A 19,190-nucleotide genomic window follows, 5' to 3' on the forward strand; every position below is an offset into this window, starting at 1 on the left:
TTGGGAGGTGTGGGATCCGCCGCTACCGGGCGGGCTGGGTGAGGGTCCGGAACAGCAACGTGTCGTCGCCCAGGGCCTCGCAGGCCGCGTGCGCCTCGGCCACCTTGCGGGCGCGGTCCGGGTCCGCGTCGTCGAACAGCAGGCCCAGCATGGTGCCGCTGTGTGCGCACACCACGCCGAGCGCCCCGGTCCGCTCCGCGACGGCCAGCATCGCGTCCAGGTGCCGCTTGGGCGCGAACCGCTGGTTGAGGACGGCGCTGCGGGTGGTCACGCGGCCCACGGTGGCGAGGTCGCCGGCGCGCACGGCCGCGGTCAGGGTGTCCAGCAGACCGGTGAACTCGGCGGTGTCGGCCGGCGAGTAGCACTTGGGACGCTTGTTGAAGGCGACGGTGTCGAGGTGGCCGCCCTCGTCCACCGCCACCACGGTGGCCGGCGCCAGCCCGCCCAGGGCCTCGCGCAGCCGTACCTCGCGGTGCTCGAAGACGACGACGCCCGGGTGCATGACCCCGTCGGTCGGCTCGATCGGGCGCAGCCAGTGCTCCACCGCCGCCGGGCCCGTGTCCAGCCCCAGCGCGCCCCCGACCGCGCGCGCGGTGGCGACCAGGTCGGCCGAGGAGCTGGCCAGTCCCTTGCCGATGAGCAGGTCGCTGTCCAGGATCAGGGTCCCGCCGCCACCGGGCTGGTGCGCCGTCAGCATGGCCTCGGCCAGCCGCAGGGACTTCGTCTTGTGGGCGGGGAAGACCCGCAGCGGACCGGCCGGGTCGAAGCGGAACCAGGCCCGGGAGCGGAGCGTGATCGGCAGGGTGACGAGGAAGTCGGTGCCGTCGGGCAGCCGTCCCTGGAGCAGTTCGCCGAACGTGCCCGAGGCGTCGGCCCGGCCGCTGCGCAGGTCCGCGCCCGGGCGGCGGGTGATGAGGCTGGGGCCGGTCACGGAGCGCCCGCCGCAGTGCCCTCGGCAGGATCCGCCGCAGTGCCCTCGGCAGGATCCGCACCGATGCCGTCGCCGGTGCCCGCCGGAGTGCCCTCACCGATGCCGTCGGCAGGACCGTCACCGATGCCCTCGGCGGTGTCCTCGACGACCAGCAGGGCGTCGACGCGCGCGGCGGCGACGCTCGCCGCCTCGCCGCGCAGCCGCCACTGCTCGGACACCTCCCGGAATCCGCGGTCCTGCGCGGCGAGCAGGGCACGCACCGCATCGGGGTGCGTCGACCCCGCGGACTGCTTGACCCGGACGGCCTTGTCGGCGTCGAGGGAGCCGGACAGCAGTCCGGCGGGTTCGGGCACCCGCCGGCCGTGCTCCTCGGCGATCGCCGCGAGCAGCGGGCCGTCGGGGGTGGCCGCGGACAGGCCCTTGGCGATGGCGGCCCTGACATAGGCTCCGGCGATGACCTGGGCCGTCCGCCACGGCACGCCGGCCTCCAGCGTCAGCAGGTTCGCGAGGGTGAAGGCGCCGAGGAAGTCCCCCTCGCAGGCCTCGCGCATGCGGTCGGTCCGGAAGGTGGCGGTGGCGAGGGCGGTGTGGGCCAGCCTCAGGGCCGAGCGCAGCGCGGCGAACTGGGCCGGGAGGTGCCGCCCGGCCTCCTTGGACACCTCCACGCTGTTGGCGTACGGGGTGCCGTGCTGGGCGAAGGCGAGCTGGGTCGCGCAGCCGACGACGTGCGAGCAGCGGCCGCGGATCCGTTCCAGGACCGGGAAGTTGCGCTTCTGCGGCATCGCGGCCGAGATCCCGGCCAGCGCGTCGGGGAAGTCCACGAAGCCGAACCCGGCGCCGCTCCACGTCATCAGGTCGGTGGTGAACCGGCTGAGCAGCACGGCGAAGTTCGACAGCTCGGACGCGACCGCGAGGGCCCAGGACCGGGAGGCCACCGAGACGAGGGCGTGCGGCTGCGGCTCCCGGAAGCCCAGCAGTCCGGCCATCCGGTCGCGGTCCCAGGGCAGTTCCTGGCCGGCCATGCTGCCCGCGCCGAGGGGCGAGCGGTCGATTTCGTCGTAGGTGGTCAGCAGGCGCCGGGCCGCGCGGAGGGTCTCCTCGGAGAGCGCCGAGAGGTAGAAGGCCGGTGTGATGGTCTGCGCGGCCTGCGCGTGGGTGTAACCGGGCATCGGGCTGTCCGGCAGCTCGGCGGCGCGTGCCGCGGCCGTGCGTCCCAGGGCGACGAGGTCCCCGGCGAGGGCACGGACGTTCTCGCGACAGGACAGCAGCTGGCCGCAGGCCTGGAAGTCGTTGCGGCTGCGGTCCACGTGCCAGGCCGCGAACGGGGCGGTGCCGCCGCGGGCCACGTGACGTTCCATGGCGAAGAAGATGTCCGACATGTTGTCCCGCGGGTCCGCCCGGATCAGCTCGGGGGTCAGCTCGTCGAGCCGTCCGGCGATCGCGGCCGCGCCCTGCGGGTCGACCAGGCCCATCCTGCGGTACTCCAGCAGCAGCACCTTCTCGATGGAGACGTAGTGCGGCAGCAGGGCTTGGGCCTCGTAGCCGAACTGCGGGGCCAGCACCTCCTCGTCCCAGACCTCGCTGGGTACGCCGTCGATCCGGCCGGTCACTGCCATGTCTCTCCTTCGGGGTCGGTCCGGTCCTCCCGGCGCATCGCGGTGTGTCGGCCCGGGTCGGCGGTGTGCCGCTCCAGCCCGGCGGCCAGCCCGGCGACGGTCGGGTTCGCGAAGAAGGCGTCGGCGGTGGTCTCGACGCAGTGGTCGGACGACAGCCGGGCGAGCAGGCGCAGCGCCTGCAGCGAGTGGCCGCCGACGGCGAAGAAGTCGTCGTCGACGCCCACCCGGTCGACGCCGAGGACATCGGCCCAGGCGCGGGCCACCAGTTCCTCGGCGGCGGTGCGCGGCGGGACGTGCCCGGGCCGTGGGGCCGGGCCGGCGCCCCCCTCCGGCCCGGGGCCGGCCGGGAGGCGGGACAGCGGTGTCGCCGGGTCGGCGAGGGCCGCCGTGAGCACCGCCGCGTAGTCGGCGAGCAGCCCTGCGGCGGTCTCCCGTCCGAACAGGGCGGTGTTGTACTCCAGGCGGGCCGTGGTGCCGGACACCTCCAGCAGCAGGTCGTCCTCGGCCGTGGTGGACGGGGGCCCGAAGCCCTCGGCCGCGGTGACGTTGAACGCCAGCTGGTAGAGCGGGGGCAGGCCGGGGCCGCGCTGCGGTGCGAGCTGCTCGACGACGTTCTGGAACGGCATCTCCTGGTGGTCGCGGGCCGCCCGCCAGACCGCCCGGACGCGTTCGACGAGCCCGGTGTACGAGGGGTCGCCCGAGGCGTCCACCCGGAGCACCACCATGTTCACGAAGGTGCCGACGAGGGGCAGCAGTTCGGGGCGGTCCCGGCCGGAGAGCGGCACCCCGAGGACGATGTCGTCCCGGCCGGAGCGCCGGTGGACCAGGGCCGCGTACCCGGCGAGCAGGAGCTCGAACGGCGTGACCCCGTACCGGTCGGCGGCCTCGCCGAGGGCCGACGCGGTGCCGGCCGGGAGCTCGGCCCGGAGCTCCGCGCCGGCGAAGGACCGCCGGGCCGGCCGCGGCCGGTCCAGCGGGAGGCCGTGCGCGGCCGGCAGACCGGCGAGCTGCGCCCGCCAGTAGCCCGCCAGTTCGGCGGTCCCGGAGCCGCCGAGCCGCTCGCGCTGCTGCCGCGCGTGGTCGCCGTAGGAGAGCGGGAGTCGCGGGACGCGCGGCGGCCGGTCCTGTTCGGACGCCGCGCAGAACTCGGTGATCTCGGCGTGGAGGTTGAAGAGTGACGGGGCGTCGCAGACGGCGTGGTGCGCGACGAACAGCAACCGCCAGCGCCCGGCGGCGAGTCTGACCAGGCCCGCGCGCCACAGCGGCGCGCGGGAGAGGTCGAAGGCGGTGTGCTTCAGCCGGTCGGCGAGGGCCGCGCGGTCGTCGCGCTGCTCCTCCTCGGTGCGCCCGGACAGGTCGACGACCTCCAGGTCGAGGTCGACGCGGTCGCGGACGACCGCGGTCAGCGCGCCGTCCACGACCCGGAACCCGGTGCGCAGCGCCTCGTGCCGCTCCACCACGGCGGCCAGTGCCGCCCGGATCTGCGCCTCGGAGACGTCCCCGTGCAGCGGCCACTGGTCCGCGACGTGGTACAGCGCGGTGCCGGCGGCGAACCGGCTGGCCAGCCAGGCGCGTTCCTGCGCGAAGGAGGCGGCGGTCATCCGGTCTCACCGCCGGGCAGGACGTGACCGGTGAGGCGGACGGGGTTGCCGAGGACGACGGCGACCTCCCGGGGGCCCTCGTACGGCTCCCGGCTGTGGGCCATCCGGATGTTGTCGACGACCAGGACGTCGCCGTCCTGCCAGGGCTCGCCGAAGGCGGCCGCGTCGTAGACGGCGTTGACGGTCTCGACGGTGTCGGCGTCGATCGGGGTGGTGTCGCCGCGGGCCGTGGTGAACGGCAGGCCGGCCGGCCCGTACTGGTCGAGCAGGTACTCGCGGATCGCCGGGTCCATGGTCAGTTCGTTGAGGAAGGCGATCTGGTTGAACCAGCCGGGCACGCCGGTGCGGGGGTGGGCGACGACGGCGGCCCTGCGCTGCGCGGTGCGCAGTCGGCCGTCGGCGGACCACTCGTGGCGGATGCCCTCGGCGGCGCAGTAGGCGTCGACCAGGGCCCGGTCGTCGGTGCCGAAGGCGTCGGTCCAGGGCACGCCGACGTCCTGGTAGGTCCGCAGCAGCAGCCAGCCGTGCCGGCGGAACGGCTCGACGAGGTCCGGGGGGAGGCTGCGCAGTACGTGCTGGGAGTCGGCGAGCATGGTCCGGCCGCCGCGCTCCGGTGCGGTCAGGCACCCGAACACCAGCAGTCCGGGGACCTCGGCCGCGTAGCTCTGCTCGTGGTGCATGCACATCGGGGCGTCCGCGGGCCAGTGCGAGGCCGAGTAGACCGTGTCGCCGTGGCGTTCGCGGGGCGCGAACCCCTCCCGTTCGGCCATCGGCTCGACACCGAGCGCGGCGGTGACGGCCGCGAGGTCGGCGGCGGAGGCGACGCCCGGGCCGCGCAGCAGGACGGCCCCGGACGCCTCGACCTCGGCGAGGACCTCCTCGCGGTGCTCGGCGGCCCACTGCGGGCCGGGGTCGGCCGCCAGCACGCGCAGGCCCGGTGCGGTGCGGGTGGCGGGGGTCATCGCCGCGCCTCCGTGCCCCGGTCGGCCGCCTTGCGGTCGAGGAGTCCGGCCACCTCGGCGACGGTCGGGGTGGCCTTCAGCTCGCCGACCGTCACCGCGCGGTCCAGGGCGATCGCCAGCCGGATCGCGGCCAGCGAGGTGCCGCCGAGCTCGACGAACCGGGAGCCGCGGCCGACCTGGTCGAGCGGGACGTCGAGCAGTTCGGCCCACAGCCGGGCGACCCGCCGCTCGGTGTCGGTCTCCGGGCGCGCCACGTCGCCGTCGGCGGCCGGCCGGCCCTGTTCCCGGGCCTCGGCTGTCAGCGCCTTCTTGTCGATCTTGCCGTTCGCGGACAGCGGCAGCCGGGCGAGGCGGTGCAGCCGGCCCGGCACCATGTAGTGCGGCAGGACGGCGGCCAGGGCCCGGTCCACGGCCTCGGGCTCCGGGGCGGCTGCGCCGCTGTAGAAGCCGACCAGCTGCGGGTCCTCGGCCGAACCCGCGATGACCACGGCGCCGTCCCGGACGCCGGGGACCTGCAGCAGGCGGTTCTCGATCTCACCGATCTCGATCCGGAACCCGCTCACCTTCACCTGCGAGTCGCGGCGGCCGAGGTACTCGAACTCGCCGGAGGGCAGCCGGCGGCCGAAGTCGCCGGATCGGTAGAGCCGTTCGCCCGACCGGTACGGGTCCGCCCGGTACGCGGCGTCCGTCCGGGCGGCGTCGTTGACGTACCCCCGCCCGACGCACACCCCGGCGAAGACGATCTCTCCCGGCGCGCCGTCGGGGACCATCCGCAGCCGTTCGTCCACCACGTACACCCGGACGTTGCGGGTCGGCGGGCCGAGCGGGACGGACCGGCCGGTCGGCGGGCGGTGCAGCACGCCGTGGTTGGTGTCGTCCGAAACCTCGGTCGTGCCGTAGCAGTTGACGAGCGGGATGCCGGGGAACGCGGCGAACCAGCGGTGCACCAGCTCGGCCTTGAGCGCCTCGCCGGTCACCGCGAGGACGCGCAGGGACGGCAGGCCGAGGCTGTCGTCCTGGAGGGTCTCCAGCACCAGGTCCAGGTAGGAGGGCACCAGTTGGGCCACCTGGACGCCCGCCCGGGTGACGGTGTCCACGAACCGGCGGACGTCGGTGACGGTGTCCTGTCCGATGATCTCCGTCCGGCCGCCGACCAGCAGCGCGCAGATCAGCTGCCACAGCGAGATGTCGAAGCACTGCGGGGCGGTCTGGGCGATGACGTCGCCCTCGCGGACGCCCAGGTCCTCGATCTTGGCGTAGAGGTGGTTGAGGAAGCCGGCGTGCTCGCACATCGCGCCCTTGGGCTCACCGGTCGAGCCCGAGGTGAAGTAGATGTACGCCAACTGGTCGGCGCGGACGGCCAGTCCGAGGTCCTCGTCGAAGCCGGGCGCGGCCGCCGCCTCTCCCCGCACCTCCGCCGACACCTCGGCCGGCACCTCCGCCGACACCTCGGTCAGCACCGAGACGGTCACGTCGCCGCGCCCGCGCACCGCCTCGTCGAGTTGGGCCAGTCCCGGGTCCGCCAGGACCCGGCGACAGCCGCTGCGCTCCAGCACGACGGAGATCCGCTCGGCCGGGAAGGCCGGGTCCAGCGGGAGGTAGCAGCCGCCCGCCTTGAAGACCGCGATCACCGCGGCCATCCACTCCAGCGAGCGCTCGGCCACCACGGCCACCACGTCCTCGTCGGCCAGCCCCTGCTCCCGCAGCGACCGGGCGATCCGGTTGGCGCGGCGGTTCAGCTCCGCGTACGTCCAGCTCCGCCCGGCCTGCACCGCGGCGACGGCGTCGGGGTGCAGGCGCACCCGCTCCTCGAACAGCTCGTGGAACCGGCGGTCCGGCAGCGCCCGGACCGGACCGGCGGAGGCCGCGAGCGTGGCCGCGAGCTCCTCCCCGGTGACCAGGCCGTGCTCGTCGTGCGCCTCGTCCGGGGAGCCGGTCATCCGCTCCAGGACCGTCCGGACGTAGAGCTCGGCCCGGTCGGGGCCGACGTGCCCCTGGGCTGCGGCCTCCTGCCGGACCCGCTCGGCCTCGGCCCTCCCCTCCGGGGTGGCCACCCGGGCGATCAGCTCGCGCCAGCTCCGGCCGCCGTCGCCGACCGCGTCGGAGCCGGCGGGCGCATCGGAGCCGGTGAGCGCGTCGGAGCCGGTGAGCACCGCCGCCACCTTGAACGACGCGGCCAGCCGCACGGTGTCCGGGCCGACCCCGGTCTCGGCCGCCAGGGCCGCGATCGCCGCTTCGGCGTTCCTCATGGTTGGTCACCTTCCAGGTCGCTCGGTCGTGCCGGCAGGGGCCAGGGCAGCCGCGCACGATCACGTTTGTTGGTGGCGGTGCGTGGCAGATCGGCCAGCACCGCGATCAGGTCGGGCACCGCGGGGGCGGGCAGCCGGGCCGCGACGAGCCGCCGCAGCGCCTCCCCGGAGACACCGGGGTCGGCCACCACGTAGCCCACCAGGCAGGGGTCGCCGGTCGCGGTGGTACGGACCGCCGCGGCGGCCTCCCGCACCCCGGCCTGCTGCTCCAGCACCGCCTCGACCTCGTCCAGTTCGACCCGGTTCCCGCGGATCTTCACCTGGTTGCCGGTCCGGCCGGTGAACGCCAGGGCGCCGTCGGCCCGCCAGTACCCGCGGTCGCCGGTGCGGTACAGCGTCCGGCCGGGCCGCCAGGGATCGGGCAGGTACGCCGAGGCCGTCTCGGCGGGCCGGCGGTGGTAGGAGCCCGCCAGGAACCCGCTGCGCAGGTGGATCTCGCCGGGCACCCCGACCGGGCACGCCCGGCCGAGGCCGTCGAGGACGAGCACCTCCCGACCCGGGATCGGCGCGCCGATCGGCACGCCCGCCGGGAAGGCCCCGCCCGGGGGCAGTTCGTGGTGGGTGGCGAGGATGCACTCGGTGGGCCCGTACAGGTTGTGCAGCCCCGGCCGCACCGAGCGGTGCGCCCAGGCCTCGGCCAGGTCCACCGGGAACACCTCACCGGCGATCAGGACGTGCCGCAGGTCCGGCAGTTCGCCGCCCTGGGCGTCCAGCGCCTCGGTGAGCAGCCGGAAGAACGACGGCACGGTCTGGATCTGCCCGATCCGCTCCCGCCTCAGCCAGCGCACCACCGCGACCGGATCGCGCCGGGCCGCGGCGGGCGGCAGGCAGAGCGCGGCGCCGGCGGTGAGCGCCGCGAAGACCTCGGTGTACGCGGCGTCGTAGGTGAGCGGCGCCCACTGCGCGACCCGGCTCCGCGGACCGATCCCGAACCGCTCCCGCTGCCACTCGGCGAACTGCGCGAACGCGGCCCGCGACAGCGCGATCCCCTTGGGCGTCCCAGTGCTCCCCGAGGTGTGCACGATGCACAGCGGGTGGTCGGCGACCGGCGGGGTCGGGAAGCAGGCGTGCTCCCCCGGCGGGTCTCCCCCCGGGTCGTCCCCCGGATCGTCCGCCGGGTCGGGCTCCAGCGGGAGCACCGGCAGGCCCGCGAACCGCCCGTCCGGTCCGAGCAGCGCGGGGTGCGCCGCGGCGGCGGCCTCGTCGGCCAGCACGCAGAACGCCCCGGTGCCGGACAGGATGTCGCGCAGGCGGGCGTCCGGGTCGGCGGGGTTCAGGCAGGTGAAGGTCGCGCCGGTGCGCATCGCGCCGAGGACGGCCGCGATCTGCCCCGGGCCGCCGCCCGGCAGCAGCGCCACCACCTGCCCGGGCCCCGCGCCGCGACCGGCCAGGGCGTGGGCGATCCGGCAGCTCCACCGGTCGAGCCCGCGGTAGTCGAGCGTGCCCCCGTCGAAGCACACCGCGACCGCCTCGGGGGCCTCCCGCACCCGCGCCGCGAACTCCTCGTCCAGGAAGGTCAGGTAGTCGCGGTACGGCCGGATGGTGGCGGGGGCGGGCGCCGGGTACGGCGCGGGGCGGTCGGAGAGGTCGAGTTCGGCCAGCGGCCGGTCGGGGGTGTCGAGCCCGAACCGCAGCGTCCGGACGAGGTGGTCCGCGAAGCCCTCGGCCGTCACCCGGCCCGGCAGCGTGCCGGTGAGGGTGACGGTGAACTCGTCCGGCCCGGTCACGGCCAGGGTCAGCCGGCCCTCCGGGTCGGGCGGGGCGTCGACGGTCACCTCGGCGGCGACGCCCGGCAGGTCCAGGGCCGCGGCCGGGAGGTCGTGGCCCGCGAACACGGCCCGGATCGGGAAGGCCGGTCCGTCCGCGCCTGCCTGCGGTGCCGTCCGCACCGCTGTGCCCAGTCGGGCGAACGTCAGGTCGCCGGAGAGGTCCAGCCGGACCACCCGGGCCACCGGGCCGCTCGGACCGGTCACCACGGCCTCACCCTCACCCTCACCCTCGCCCGGGCCGGTCAGTACCGTCAGCACGGCCTCGTCCGTCCCGGCGTACCTGCCGAGCACTGCGGCGAAGGCCGCCAGCACCCGCTCGGCCGCGGCGCCTCCGGGCTCCCCCGGCTCCCCGGACTTCCCAGGCTCCCCGGGCTCCCCGGGCTCCCCGGGCAGCGTGCGGGACGCCCGCTCCCCCGGCAGCCAGGCGCCCGGCCGGGGTCCGGTCGTGGGCGGCGGCGCCGGTGCGTCCGGGATCCGCGCGCGGTAGGCGGCGCCGAGGTCCCGGGTCAGCCCGGCGACCGACCACGCGTCGGCCCGCTCCCGGTCCACCGCGAGCAGGAGTTCGTACGCCCCGGCGCCCAGGCCGGCGAGGCAGGCCCGCAGCCGGGGCCGGCCGGCGGCCCCGACCGGCCGGGCGGCCTCGTCGGCCGCCAGCTCGGCGAGGACGCGTCGCTGCTGCTCGGCGGCGGACCGCGAGAGGTCGATGACCCTCAGGCGGACCCGGCCCGGCCGGTCCCCGGCCGCGGCGAGTTCCGGACGCGCGGCCACGACGTCGTCGACGGCGGCCGACAGCGCCGTGACGTCCAGTTCCCCCGTCAGGCGGGCGCGGAGCACGGCGTTCGCGGGCGGGGCCGCCGCGGGAGCGCTCACGACGCGCTCCGCGCCATGCGGTCCGCCACGGCCGCGGCGAGCCCGGCGACGGTGGGGTCCAGGAGGAACGCGCGCAGCGGGAGGTCCACCTGGTACTCGTAGCGGACCCGGTCCATCAGCCGCGCGATCGCCAGGGAGTCGCCTCCGAGCAGGGTGAAGTCGTCGTCGCGGTTGACGCCCGCCAGGCCGAGGATCTCGCTCCAGATCGCGGCGATCCGGGTCTCCTCGGGCCCCTGCGGCGGTTCCGTCGCCTCGGCCGTCCGCTGCAGCGGGACCCGCGGCAGGGAGCGGCGCTCCACCTTGCCGTTGAGCGTCCGGGGGATCGCCGCCATGCGGACGAAGATCGAGGGGACCAGGCCGGGGGCGAGCCGCTGCGCGGCGTGCGCGCGCAGCTCGGCGTCGGGGACGTCCGGGGCCACCACGTAGGCGACCAGGGCGGTCGACACGTCCTCCGTGACCGCCGCCGCGCAGGCGTCCTGCACCCCGGGGTGGCCGCGCAGGGCGTTCTCGACCTCGCCGAGGTCGATGCGCACGCCGTGCACCTTGACCTGCTGGTCGCGTCGGCCGTACAGCTCCAGCGCCCCGTCCGGCCGGAACCTGCCGAGGTCGCCGGTGCGGTAGGTGGTGTCCGTGCCGCGCCACTCCTCCTCGCCGAGGTAGCCGAGGAGCGGGTACGGGACCTCCAGCTCCACCTCGCCGAGCGCGTCCGGCGGATCGCCGGGCCCGGTCAGCACCCGGGCCGCCACGCCCGGCAGCGGCCGGCCGGCCGGCACCAGCCGGGCGCCGGCGTCCTCCTCGGTCGTCCGGTGGAAGAGCTTCGTCATGGTCGTCTCGGACGGCCCGTACAGGTTGACCAGCTCCTTGCCGCCGCCGAACAGGCCGCGCCACCACGCGACGTCCGAGGGGTGGAGCTGCTCGCCCGCGAGCAGCACGGCACGCAGGGCCGGGAGGGAGTCGGGGGTCAGGGTGGCGGAGCGCAGCGTGCGGAAGAGGGTCGGCACGCAGTGCAGGACCTCGACCTCGTTCTCGGTGAGCCAGCGGGCGAGGCCGTCGCCGACCGGCGTCTCGGCGGCCGGGTTCACGCAGACGGTGCCGCCCGCGCACAGCGGGGTGAAGGCGTCGCGCAGGAACGCGTCGAAGCCCGGGGAGGTCAGCTGGGAGACCCGGGTGCCCTCGCCGATCCCGAACTCGGCGATCTCCCAGTCGACGAAGTGCCGGACGGCCCGGAGGCTGCCGCGGATGCCCTTCGGGCGCCCGGTCGTCCCCGAGGTGAAGTAGACGTATCCGCGGTCCTCCGGGTCGGCCTGCTGCCAGGCTTCGGCGGACCACTCGCGGGGCTCCAGCGTCTCGGGGCGGACGAGCCCGGCACCGCCGGGCAGTTCGCGCCCCGCGAGCGCCGCGTGCTCCGCGAGTGCCGCGCGGCCCGCGGCGTCGGCGACGACCGCGCCCGGCCGGAGGGCGGCGAGCACCCCGTCCAGCACGGCGGCGGGCAGCCTGGGGTCGACCGGTGCGAAGGTGCGGCCGGCGGCCGTGCAGCCGAGGACGGCGGCGATCACCTCGACCGGGTCCGCGCAGGAGAGCAGGACCGGGTCGGCGGGCCCGACGATCCGCTCGAACGCCGCCTGGTAGCCGGCCACCCGGCCCGCGAGCTCCTGGTACGTCACTTCTCTGGTACCGGACTTGACGGCACAGTGGGAGCTGTTGCGGGCCAGGCTGTCCGCCCATCGCCGCAGAACCGTCGGCGTTGTCATAGTGCTCCATCCCTGATTCGCTGTGCGATGACGGTCATCGGGTCGATGCTGGGCAGGCGCCGGGTCAGCCCGCGGGCCTCGATCGCCCGGGTCACCAGGTGCAGTTCGGTGCAGCCGGCGACGAACGCGGCGGCCCGGTACTTCGGCAGCAGTGCGCGGACGAAGTCGACCGTCGGGAGCCGGTCGCCGCCGCGCTTGAGCCGGTAGATGTGGTGGTGCAGCCGCTCCTGGTCCTCCTCGTCGGGCAGGACCAGGCGGTGCGCGAACTCGGGCCAGCGCTCGTGGTCGGTGAAGACCCCGGCGAGGACGCTGCCCCGGGTGCACAGCAGCAGGTGCCGGCCGGGGCGTTCGGCGAGCTGCTCGAAGACCAGGTCGACCAGGGAGACGCAGCGGGAGCGCAACCGCTCCGGCAGCTGCCGGAGCGCGGGGTGCGCGGTGATGCAGGCCACCACGACGCGGTCGGCGCCGGCGGTGAGCAGGCGGTCGACCGAGTGCTCCAGGGCGGCGCGGACGAGGTCGACCGTCCCGGACCGGATGGCCGTGGTCCGGTCGGCCACGGCCGGGTCGGACCACAGCAGGATCCGGGCGGCGAGCTGCTCGTGCTCGGGTGGTTCGAGTCCGTACACCGTGTTGAGCAGCTCGGTGGAGGCCAGCGGGCCCATGCCGCCGATCACGCCGATCAGCGGCCGGCGGGTGCCGGGTTCCCCGGCGTGCGCGGGGGCGTCGCCCGGGAGCGGCCGCCCGGCGCCCGCCGGGGGCGCAGCGGCCGTCGGATGCCCGGCGGCCGTCGGGGGCGCGGCGGCACGTTCTCGGATCATCCCAGGCACGGCAGGTCGAACTCCTCCAGGAAGATCGCGAAGGTCGCGATGACGAGCAGGTAGTCCGTGTCCAGGTGCGGGTGCACGGTGCGGGCCCCCGACGTCTGCCGTCGGATCAGCTCGGCGACGACGGCCGGGTCGAAGTAGCCCTGCCGGCGCACGGTCGCGGGTGAGAGCAGGTCGTTGAACCACTCGTCGCCGGCCAGCAGCAGCTCGGTGCTGGTCTGGCTGCGGAAGCCGAACTTGCGGCGGTTCAGGACCTCGTGCGGGACGAGGCCCTCGGCCGCGCGGCGCAGCACGGCCTTCTCCCGGCCGCCGGCCGTCATCAGGGACGGCGGGATCGCGGTCGCGTGCCGCACGACGTCCCTGGCCAGGAACGGGAAGCGCATCTCGACGGAGCTGGCCATGGCCATCCGGTCTCCGTGGTCGCCGAGCAGGTGGTCGGCGAGGCGCAGGTGGAAGTCGAGGTAGGAGCGCTGGTGCAGCGGGTGGCGCCCGATCAGGCGCTGCGGGTCGACGAGGCGTTGGGCGGTCACCGAGAAGCCGTCGAACTCCTCGGCCAGCGGCCCGCTGTAGAGCTGGCGGCGCAGGTCGTGGGCGGGGAGCTGGTCGGTCTCGTACCGCAGGTCCAGGCCCCACATCCGGTGGGCGGCCTCGCGTTCGAGCTGCGCCTCCAGGAGGTCCCCGGGCCCGCGGTCCGGGCCGCCGGTGTCGAACAGGTAGCCCGGGTAGCCGCCGAACAGCTCGTCGGCGCCCTCGCCGCTGAGCACCGCGACCGTGCCGGTGGCGCGGACCTTGCGGGCCAGCAGCATCGAGCAGACGTTGTAGGACTCCTTCACCGGGGTCTCGGCGTGCCGGACCATGCCGGTGAGCAGGCCGGCGGTGTCCGCGGCGTCCACCGGCACCTCGTGGTGCCGGGTGCCGATCTTGCCGGCCACCAGCCGCTGGTAGCGGGCCTCGTCGATGCTGCTGCCGGGGAAGGTCACCGCGTAGCTGGGCCACGGGTGGTCGGGGCGCTCGGCGGCCATGAGCCCGCCGATCAGGCTGGAGTCCAGGCCGCCGCTGAGGTACATGCCGACGGGCACGTCCGCGACCGACCGGGAGCGGACGGCGGCTTCGAGCAGGTCCCTGGTCCGGTCGGCATGGCCGTCGAGCACGCGCGGATCGGCGAGCGCGGCGGTGTCCCGGTGGCGCGCCTCGTCGTCCCAGAGCGGGTAGTCGAGGTCCCAGTAGCGCTCGGTGCGGTACCCCGACCGGTCGGCGACGAGCCGCTCGCCGGGGCGCAGCGAGCGGATGCCCTCGAACATCGTCCGGGGGCTCACCAGTCCGGGCAGCGAGAGCACCTGGTCGAGCCCGCGCAGGTCGACCCGGCGTTCCACCAGCGGGTGCCGGAGAATGCTCTTGATCTCGGAGGCGAAGACGATCCCGCCGGCCACCTCCGTGTAGAACAGCGGAAGAACTCCGCAATGATCGCGGGCGAGCACCAGGCGGCCTTCGCGCCGGTCGTGGAGGGCGAAGGCGAACTGCCCGTCGAGGTGTTCCACGAGTTCGGTGCCGTATTCCTCGTAGAGGTGGACGAGCACTTCCGTGTCCGATCCGGAACGGAATCGGTGGCCTTTTCTCCGGAGTTCTTCCCGCAGGCTCCGGTGGTTGAATATCTCGCCGTTGCACACCGAGACGACCGAGGAATCCGGGGTGGCGTGGGGCTGCCCGCCGCCGGCCAGGTCGACCAGCGAGAGGCGGCGGAATCCGGCGGTGAACGCGCCGGTCTTGCAGGTGGTGTGCGCGTCTGGGCCCCGGTGCACCAGCGCGTCGGTCATGGCCGTCAGGACGTCGGGGTCCAGGCCGGCCGGGTCGTCGAGTCCGTAAACCCCGGCTATTCCGCACATCGAGCTCAGGCTCCTATCACCCGGTCGCTCACGCGAATCCTGACGGAATCCGCTGCTCCTTCGATATGTCCGCCGGTCACATTAGGAGGGGCGTCGGGCACGGGTCAACGTTTCACCGCTCGTCCTTTGGACCGGAATCCCGGCCGTTCCGAAGTACAGGTCAGGTCCCGACCTACGGGCGGCGACGTGCGGGGATCTCCCGGCCTAGCGTGAGAGCCGAACAATTTCGCGCGGCATCGACGGTGAGGTTGGAGACCATGCGCGTCCTCGGTTACAGCGGGCTCAACGGCGGACTGGAATTCAAGCGGGAGGCTTTCCCCGGGCTCGATCCCCGGCTGCACAGGTTCGCGCAGGGCTACGACTCGGCGGCGGCCCTGGTGATCGACGGCGAGGTGGTGGCCGCCGCCGCGGAGGAGCGGTTCACCGGGGAGAAGACCACCGGGTCGTTCCCCGTCAACGCGATCGATTTCTGCCTGGCGCAGGCCGGTCTGCGGCCCGACGACATCGACGTCCTGGCGCACGGCTTCGCCTACGGGGAGCCGGCCGGCAGCTTCGGCAGCCCCCATTCCTCGGCCAGGTTCCGCGAGGTGTACTCGACGGAGTCGCAGCTCGCGCTGGCCGGGAAGTTCCTGCCCGGCCGGCCCTGGGGCGACCGCTTCCGGCCCGTCCCGCACCACCTGGCCCACGCCGCCAGCACCTTCTACCCCAGCGGGTTCGAGGACTCGCTGATCGTGGTGAGCGACGGGATGGGCGAGTCGGAGAGCCTCACCGTCGCGGTCGGCAGGGGCGAGTCGATCGAGGTGCTGAGCACCATCCCGGCCATGCACTCGGTCGGGATCCTCTACAGCCTGGTCACCCACCACCTCGGCTTCGTCCCCTTCATGGACGAGTACAAGGTGATGGGCCTGGCGCCGTACGGCGACCCGCAGCGCTACTACGACCGCTTCGCCGCCATGGTGCGGCTGCGGGAGGACGGCACGTACACCGTCCCCGTGCTCGCTCGGGACCGCACGGCCTTCGAGCACGAGACCCACGAGGGCGTCCTGCGCGAGCTGGCGGCCGTGCTCGGCCCCGCCCGCCTCCCGGGGGAGCCCTCGACCCAGGAGCACGCCGACATCGCCGCGGGCCTGCAGGCGATCACCGAGCAGGCGATGCTGCACGTCCTGCGCGCGGCCCGCGAGCGCACCGGCCTGAGCCGGCTCTGCCTGGCCGGCGGTGTCGCGCTGAACTGCACGCTCAACGGCCTGGTGTCGCGCAGCCGTCTGTTCGACGACATCTTCGTCCAGCCGGCCTCCAGCGACGACGGCACCGCGATCGGTGCGGCGCTCGCCGCGGACGCCGCCGCGTCCTCCCGGGCCGGCCGGATGTCCATGCCGTACTGGGGTCCCGGGTTCTCGGACGAGGAGCTGGCGGCGGCGGTCGGCGAGCCGGAGGGCTGCACCGTCGAGGAGTACGCCACCGACGCCGACCTCGCCGAACGCGTCTCGGAGCTGCTGGCCGACGGCAACATCACCGCGTGGGTCCAGGGCCGGATGGAGTTCGGCCCCCGTGCGCTCGGCAACCGCAGCATCATCGCCGACCCGCGGACCGAAGCCATGCGCGACCGCCTGAACGAGGTGGTCAAGGAGCGCGAGAGCTTCCGGCCGTTCGCACCGGTGGTCCGCGTCCAGGACGCCGGCGCGTACTTCGAGATCGCCCCCGGCACCGAATCCCGGTACGCCCACATGCTGTTCGTCACGCAGACCCGCGCCGAACAGCGGGACAACCTCGGCGCGGTGACCCACGTCGACGGCAGTGCCCGCGTCCAGGTGCTCCACCCCGAGAGCAACCCGCGGTTCTTCGAGCTGATCGGCGCCTTCGGCCGGCGCACCGGCACGCCGGTGGTGCTGAACACCTCCTTCAACCTGCGCGGCCAGCCGATCATCGCGACCCCGCAGGAGGCGCTGCGCACCTTCCTGCGCTCGAAGCTGGACGCCCTCGTCCTCGGCCGCACCGTCATCGTCAAGGACGCCGAGGAGTCGATCGCCGATGTCGGCTAGCCCCTTCCGGCCCGGGCAGCCGGCCGCCCACGCGACGCTGCCGCCCGACCGGCCGCGCCCGCCGGTGCCGCAGTTCCGACGCGCGACGGTGAGCGTCGACGGCGCCGCCTTCGCCGAGTGCCTCACCGAGGTCTCCGCCCGGTACGGGGTCGAGCCGCAGACGGCGGCGGTCGCCGCGGTCGCCGCCGCGCTGGCCGCCCGCCACCGCCGGGGCCGCACCGCGCTCGCGGTCGGCACCGTCCTCGGGCCGGCCCGACTCCTCGACGTCGAGGTCGATCCGGGCGGCCGGGCCGCCGCGACGGTGACCCTCGGCCGGCTGGACGCCGAGCTCGAAACCGCACTCGACTCCGACCCCGGAGCGGGGTCGGGGTCCGTGGGGCGCTCCGGAGTCGCGGTGCTGTTCGGGCGCCCGGCCGAGGAGTGGCAGGGCATCGAACCCCAGCTCGCCGACCGGGACCTGGTCCTCGGCCTCGACCCGGACCGCAAGGAGGCCGGCTGCGAGTTCGACCGCGACCTCTACGACCCCGCCAGTGTGACGGCCTTCTGCGAGGACGTCCGGCAGGTGCTGACCGCGCTCCTGGAATCGCCGGACCTGCCCGTGCTCGACATCGACGAGGAGGCGGACCCGGAGCCGGCGCAGGCCGCCCCGGCGGCGCCCGGCACCCCCGAACCGGGCACCGCCGCGCGCCTCCTGACGGACATCTGGGCCGAGGTGCTGGACGTCTCCCCCGCCGAGATCGACGCCGGATCCGACTTCTTCGCGCTGGGCGGGCACTCCCTGCTGGCCGCCCGGGTCGCCATGCGGGCGGGCACCGTCTTCGGCGTCGAGATCACCGTGGAGGACGTCTTCCACCACCCGACGCTGTCCGCGCTCGCCGACTGGATCGACCGGGCCGCGCCCTCGACGGTGCGGCCGATCCCGACGGCACCGGCCGGCGGCGCCCACCCGCTCAGTTCCGCGCAGACCGGGATCTGGCTCGCCGAGCAGCTCAACCCGGGCGCGGCGCAGTACAACTTCCCGCTGTACTGGCGGCTGCGCGGCACGGTGGACCCGGACGCGCTGCGGCGGGCCCTGGACACGCTGGTGCGGCGTCACGAGGCGCTGCGGCTGCGGATCACGGAGTCGGACGCCGGCCCCGTCCAGACCCTCGCCCCGGCCTCGGCGGCCCCCTTCGAGACCGTCGAGCTGCCCGGCCCCGACGAGGCGGCCCTCGCCGCGCTGGTCGACCGCACCGTCAACGCGCCCTTTGACCTGGCGGAGAGCACGCTGCGCGCGGTGCTCGTGCGCCTCGCCGACGACGACTGGGCCTTCGTCCTCGTCGTCCACCACATCGTCTGCGACCAGTGGTCGCTGGCCGGCCTCGTCGACGAGCTCGGCGCACTGTACGCCGGCCGGGCGACCGCGCCGGACGACAGGCCGCGCACCGGCTACCTGGACTACGCGGCCTGGCACCGCGGCGTGCTGGCCGAGCGGCTGCCCGCGCTGCAGGACCACTGGCGGGAGAGCGTCGTCGGCGCCCCCGAGGTGGACCTGACGGCCCTGCACCGCACCGACGCCGGCCCCGGTCTGCGCAGCGGCTGCCACCGCTTCGGGATACCCGCCGGGCTGCTCGGCGAGGTCGAGGCCCTCGGCCGGCGCAGCGGCACGACCCCGTTCATGGTGCTCTACGCCGCGTTCCTCGGGCTGCTCCACCGCTACTCGGGCGGGCACGACCTCACCGTCGGCACCTCCGTCGCCGGCCGCAACCACCCGCAACTCGAAACGACGGTCGGCTCGTTCGTCAACCTCGTGCAGCTGCGCACCGGGCTGGCCGCCGGGCTCCCGTTCCGTGAGCTCCTGGACCGCGCCCGGGCCACCGTCATCGACGCCTACGCGCACCAGGACTACCCGCTGGAGACCGCCCTGCGGGAGCGGCGGGCCCACGGCGCCCCTGGCTCGCCGCTGACCTCGGTCATCTTCGAGCTGCTGAACGTCGACCCGGTGCGGCTCACGCTCCCCGGGGCCGAGGCCGAGGAGGTGCCCGTCCGGGTCCGCTCGGCGAAGTTCGGGCTGATGGTGACGATGGAGTCCACCAGCTCGGGGACCATCGGCAACGTCGAGTACCAGGCCGACCGCTACGACGCCGCGCGCGTCGCCCGGTTCGTCGAGCACTACCTGTCGCTGCTCGCGGCCGTGGTGCGGGATCCGGAGCTGCGGGCGGACGGGTGGCTGCCCGCCGGGGAGCCGGCCGCGCCGGACGGGGCCGCCGTGGCCCCCGGCGCCGGCCCCCGCCACGAGCGGACGGCCACCGATCCGACCCCGGCCTCCGGTCGGCGCGCGGCCCTCGAAACCGTCCTGGCCGACATCTGGGCCGACGAGCTCGGCGTGGACGCCGTCGGCGCCGACCAGGACTTCTTCGCGCTCGGCGGCTACTCGCTGACCGCGACGCGGATCGTGGCGCGGCTGCGGCGCGAGCTGTCCGTCACGGTGCCGCTGCGCGTCCTGCTGGTCGACGGGACGGTCGCCGCGCTGGCGGCGCACATCGAAGCGCACGAGCCCGACCTCCCGGGCCTGTACCGGACCGTCCGGGTCATCCGGCTGGCGCGGGCGGACGAGCACCGGCAACGGCAGACCGCCGATCAGGAAAGGAGTTGA

General features: G+C 75.0%; 11 protein-coding genes. 2 read left to right on the plus strand and 9 right to left on the minus strand.

All coding sequences use genetic code 11. The features are described from left to right. Positions 1-22: 22 nt before the first annotated feature. Genes ABTY56_RS00480 through asnB form a run of 9 tightly spaced genes read right to left on the minus strand, consistent with a single transcriptional unit; the run spans position 23 to position 14,516 of the window. Positions 23-931, minus strand: a complete 909-nt coding sequence (locus tag ABTY56_RS00480; RefSeq protein ID WP_350624903.1) for a GHMP family kinase ATP-binding protein — start codon at positions 929-931, stop codon at positions 23-25. Further along, positions 928-2,547 carry an argininosuccinate lyase gene (locus ABTY56_RS00485; RefSeq protein WP_350624905.1) on the minus strand — a complete coding sequence of 540 codons (1,620 nt, stop codon included), beginning with the start codon at positions 2,545-2,547 and terminating at the stop codon, positions 928-930. The genes ABTY56_RS00480 and ABTY56_RS00485 overlap by 4 nt, the downstream gene beginning before the upstream one ends. Then, positions 2,538-4,148, minus strand: coding sequence for a condensation domain-containing protein (locus ABTY56_RS00490; protein WP_350624907.1), 1,611 nt, complete (start codon positions 4,146-4,148; stop codon positions 2,538-2,540). Before ABTY56_RS00490 ends, ABTY56_RS00485 begins: the two co-directional genes overlap by 10 nt. Then, entirely contained in the window at positions 4,145-5,110 is a 966-nt protein-coding gene (locus tag ABTY56_RS00495; RefSeq protein ID WP_350624909.1) for a TauD/TfdA family dioxygenase, read from the minus strand. Before ABTY56_RS00495 ends, ABTY56_RS00490 begins: the two co-directional genes overlap by 4 nt. Continuing rightward, positions 5,107-7,359, minus strand: a complete 2,253-nt coding sequence (locus tag ABTY56_RS00500; RefSeq protein WP_350624911.1) for a non-ribosomal peptide synthetase — start codon at positions 7,357-7,359, stop codon at positions 5,107-5,109. Before ABTY56_RS00500 ends, ABTY56_RS00495 begins: the two co-directional genes overlap by 4 nt. Then, positions 7,356-10,058, minus strand: coding sequence for a non-ribosomal peptide synthetase (locus tag ABTY56_RS00505; protein WP_350624913.1), 2,703 nt, complete (start codon positions 10,056-10,058; stop codon positions 7,356-7,358). Before ABTY56_RS00505 ends, ABTY56_RS00500 begins: the two co-directional genes overlap by 4 nt. After that, positions 10,055-11,809, minus strand: a complete 1,755-nt coding sequence (locus tag ABTY56_RS00510; protein ID WP_350624915.1) for a non-ribosomal peptide synthetase — start codon at positions 11,807-11,809, stop codon at positions 10,055-10,057. Before ABTY56_RS00510 ends, ABTY56_RS00505 begins: the two co-directional genes overlap by 4 nt. Continuing rightward, positions 11,806-12,627 carry an aspartate/glutamate racemase family protein gene (locus tag ABTY56_RS00515; RefSeq protein ID WP_350624917.1) on the minus strand — a complete coding sequence of 274 codons (822 nt, stop codon included), beginning with the start codon at positions 12,625-12,627 and terminating at the stop codon, positions 11,806-11,808. The genes ABTY56_RS00510 and ABTY56_RS00515 overlap by 4 nt, the downstream gene beginning before the upstream one ends. Further along, a complete protein-coding gene (gene asnB / locus ABTY56_RS00520) occupies positions 12,624-14,516 on the minus strand; it encodes an asparagine synthase (glutamine-hydrolyzing) (RefSeq protein ID WP_350624919.1) in 1,893 nt (630 codons plus the stop codon). Before asnB ends, ABTY56_RS00515 begins: the two co-directional genes overlap by 4 nt. A 257-nt stretch (positions 14,517-14,773) precedes the next feature. On the opposite strand from asnB, the gene ABTY56_RS00525 reads away from it, so the two are divergent. Together ABTY56_RS00525 and ABTY56_RS00530 are read left to right on the plus strand one after the other, a co-directional pair. After that, positions 14,774-16,555 (plus strand): carbamoyltransferase family protein, encoded by a 1,782-nt coding sequence (locus ABTY56_RS00525; protein ID WP_350624921.1) that lies wholly within the window; start codon positions 14,774-14,776, stop codon positions 16,553-16,555. Beyond that, positions 16,545-19,190, plus strand: coding sequence for a condensation domain-containing protein (locus ABTY56_RS00530; RefSeq protein ID WP_350624923.1), 2,646 nt, complete (start codon positions 16,545-16,547; stop codon positions 19,188-19,190). The genes ABTY56_RS00525 and ABTY56_RS00530 overlap by 11 nt, the downstream gene beginning before the upstream one ends.

Source organism: Kitasatospora sp. NPDC097691, from assembly GCF_040302665.1.
In the GTDB taxonomy this organism is placed as follows: Bacteria; Actinomycetota; Actinomycetes; order Streptomycetales; family Streptomycetaceae; genus Kitasatospora.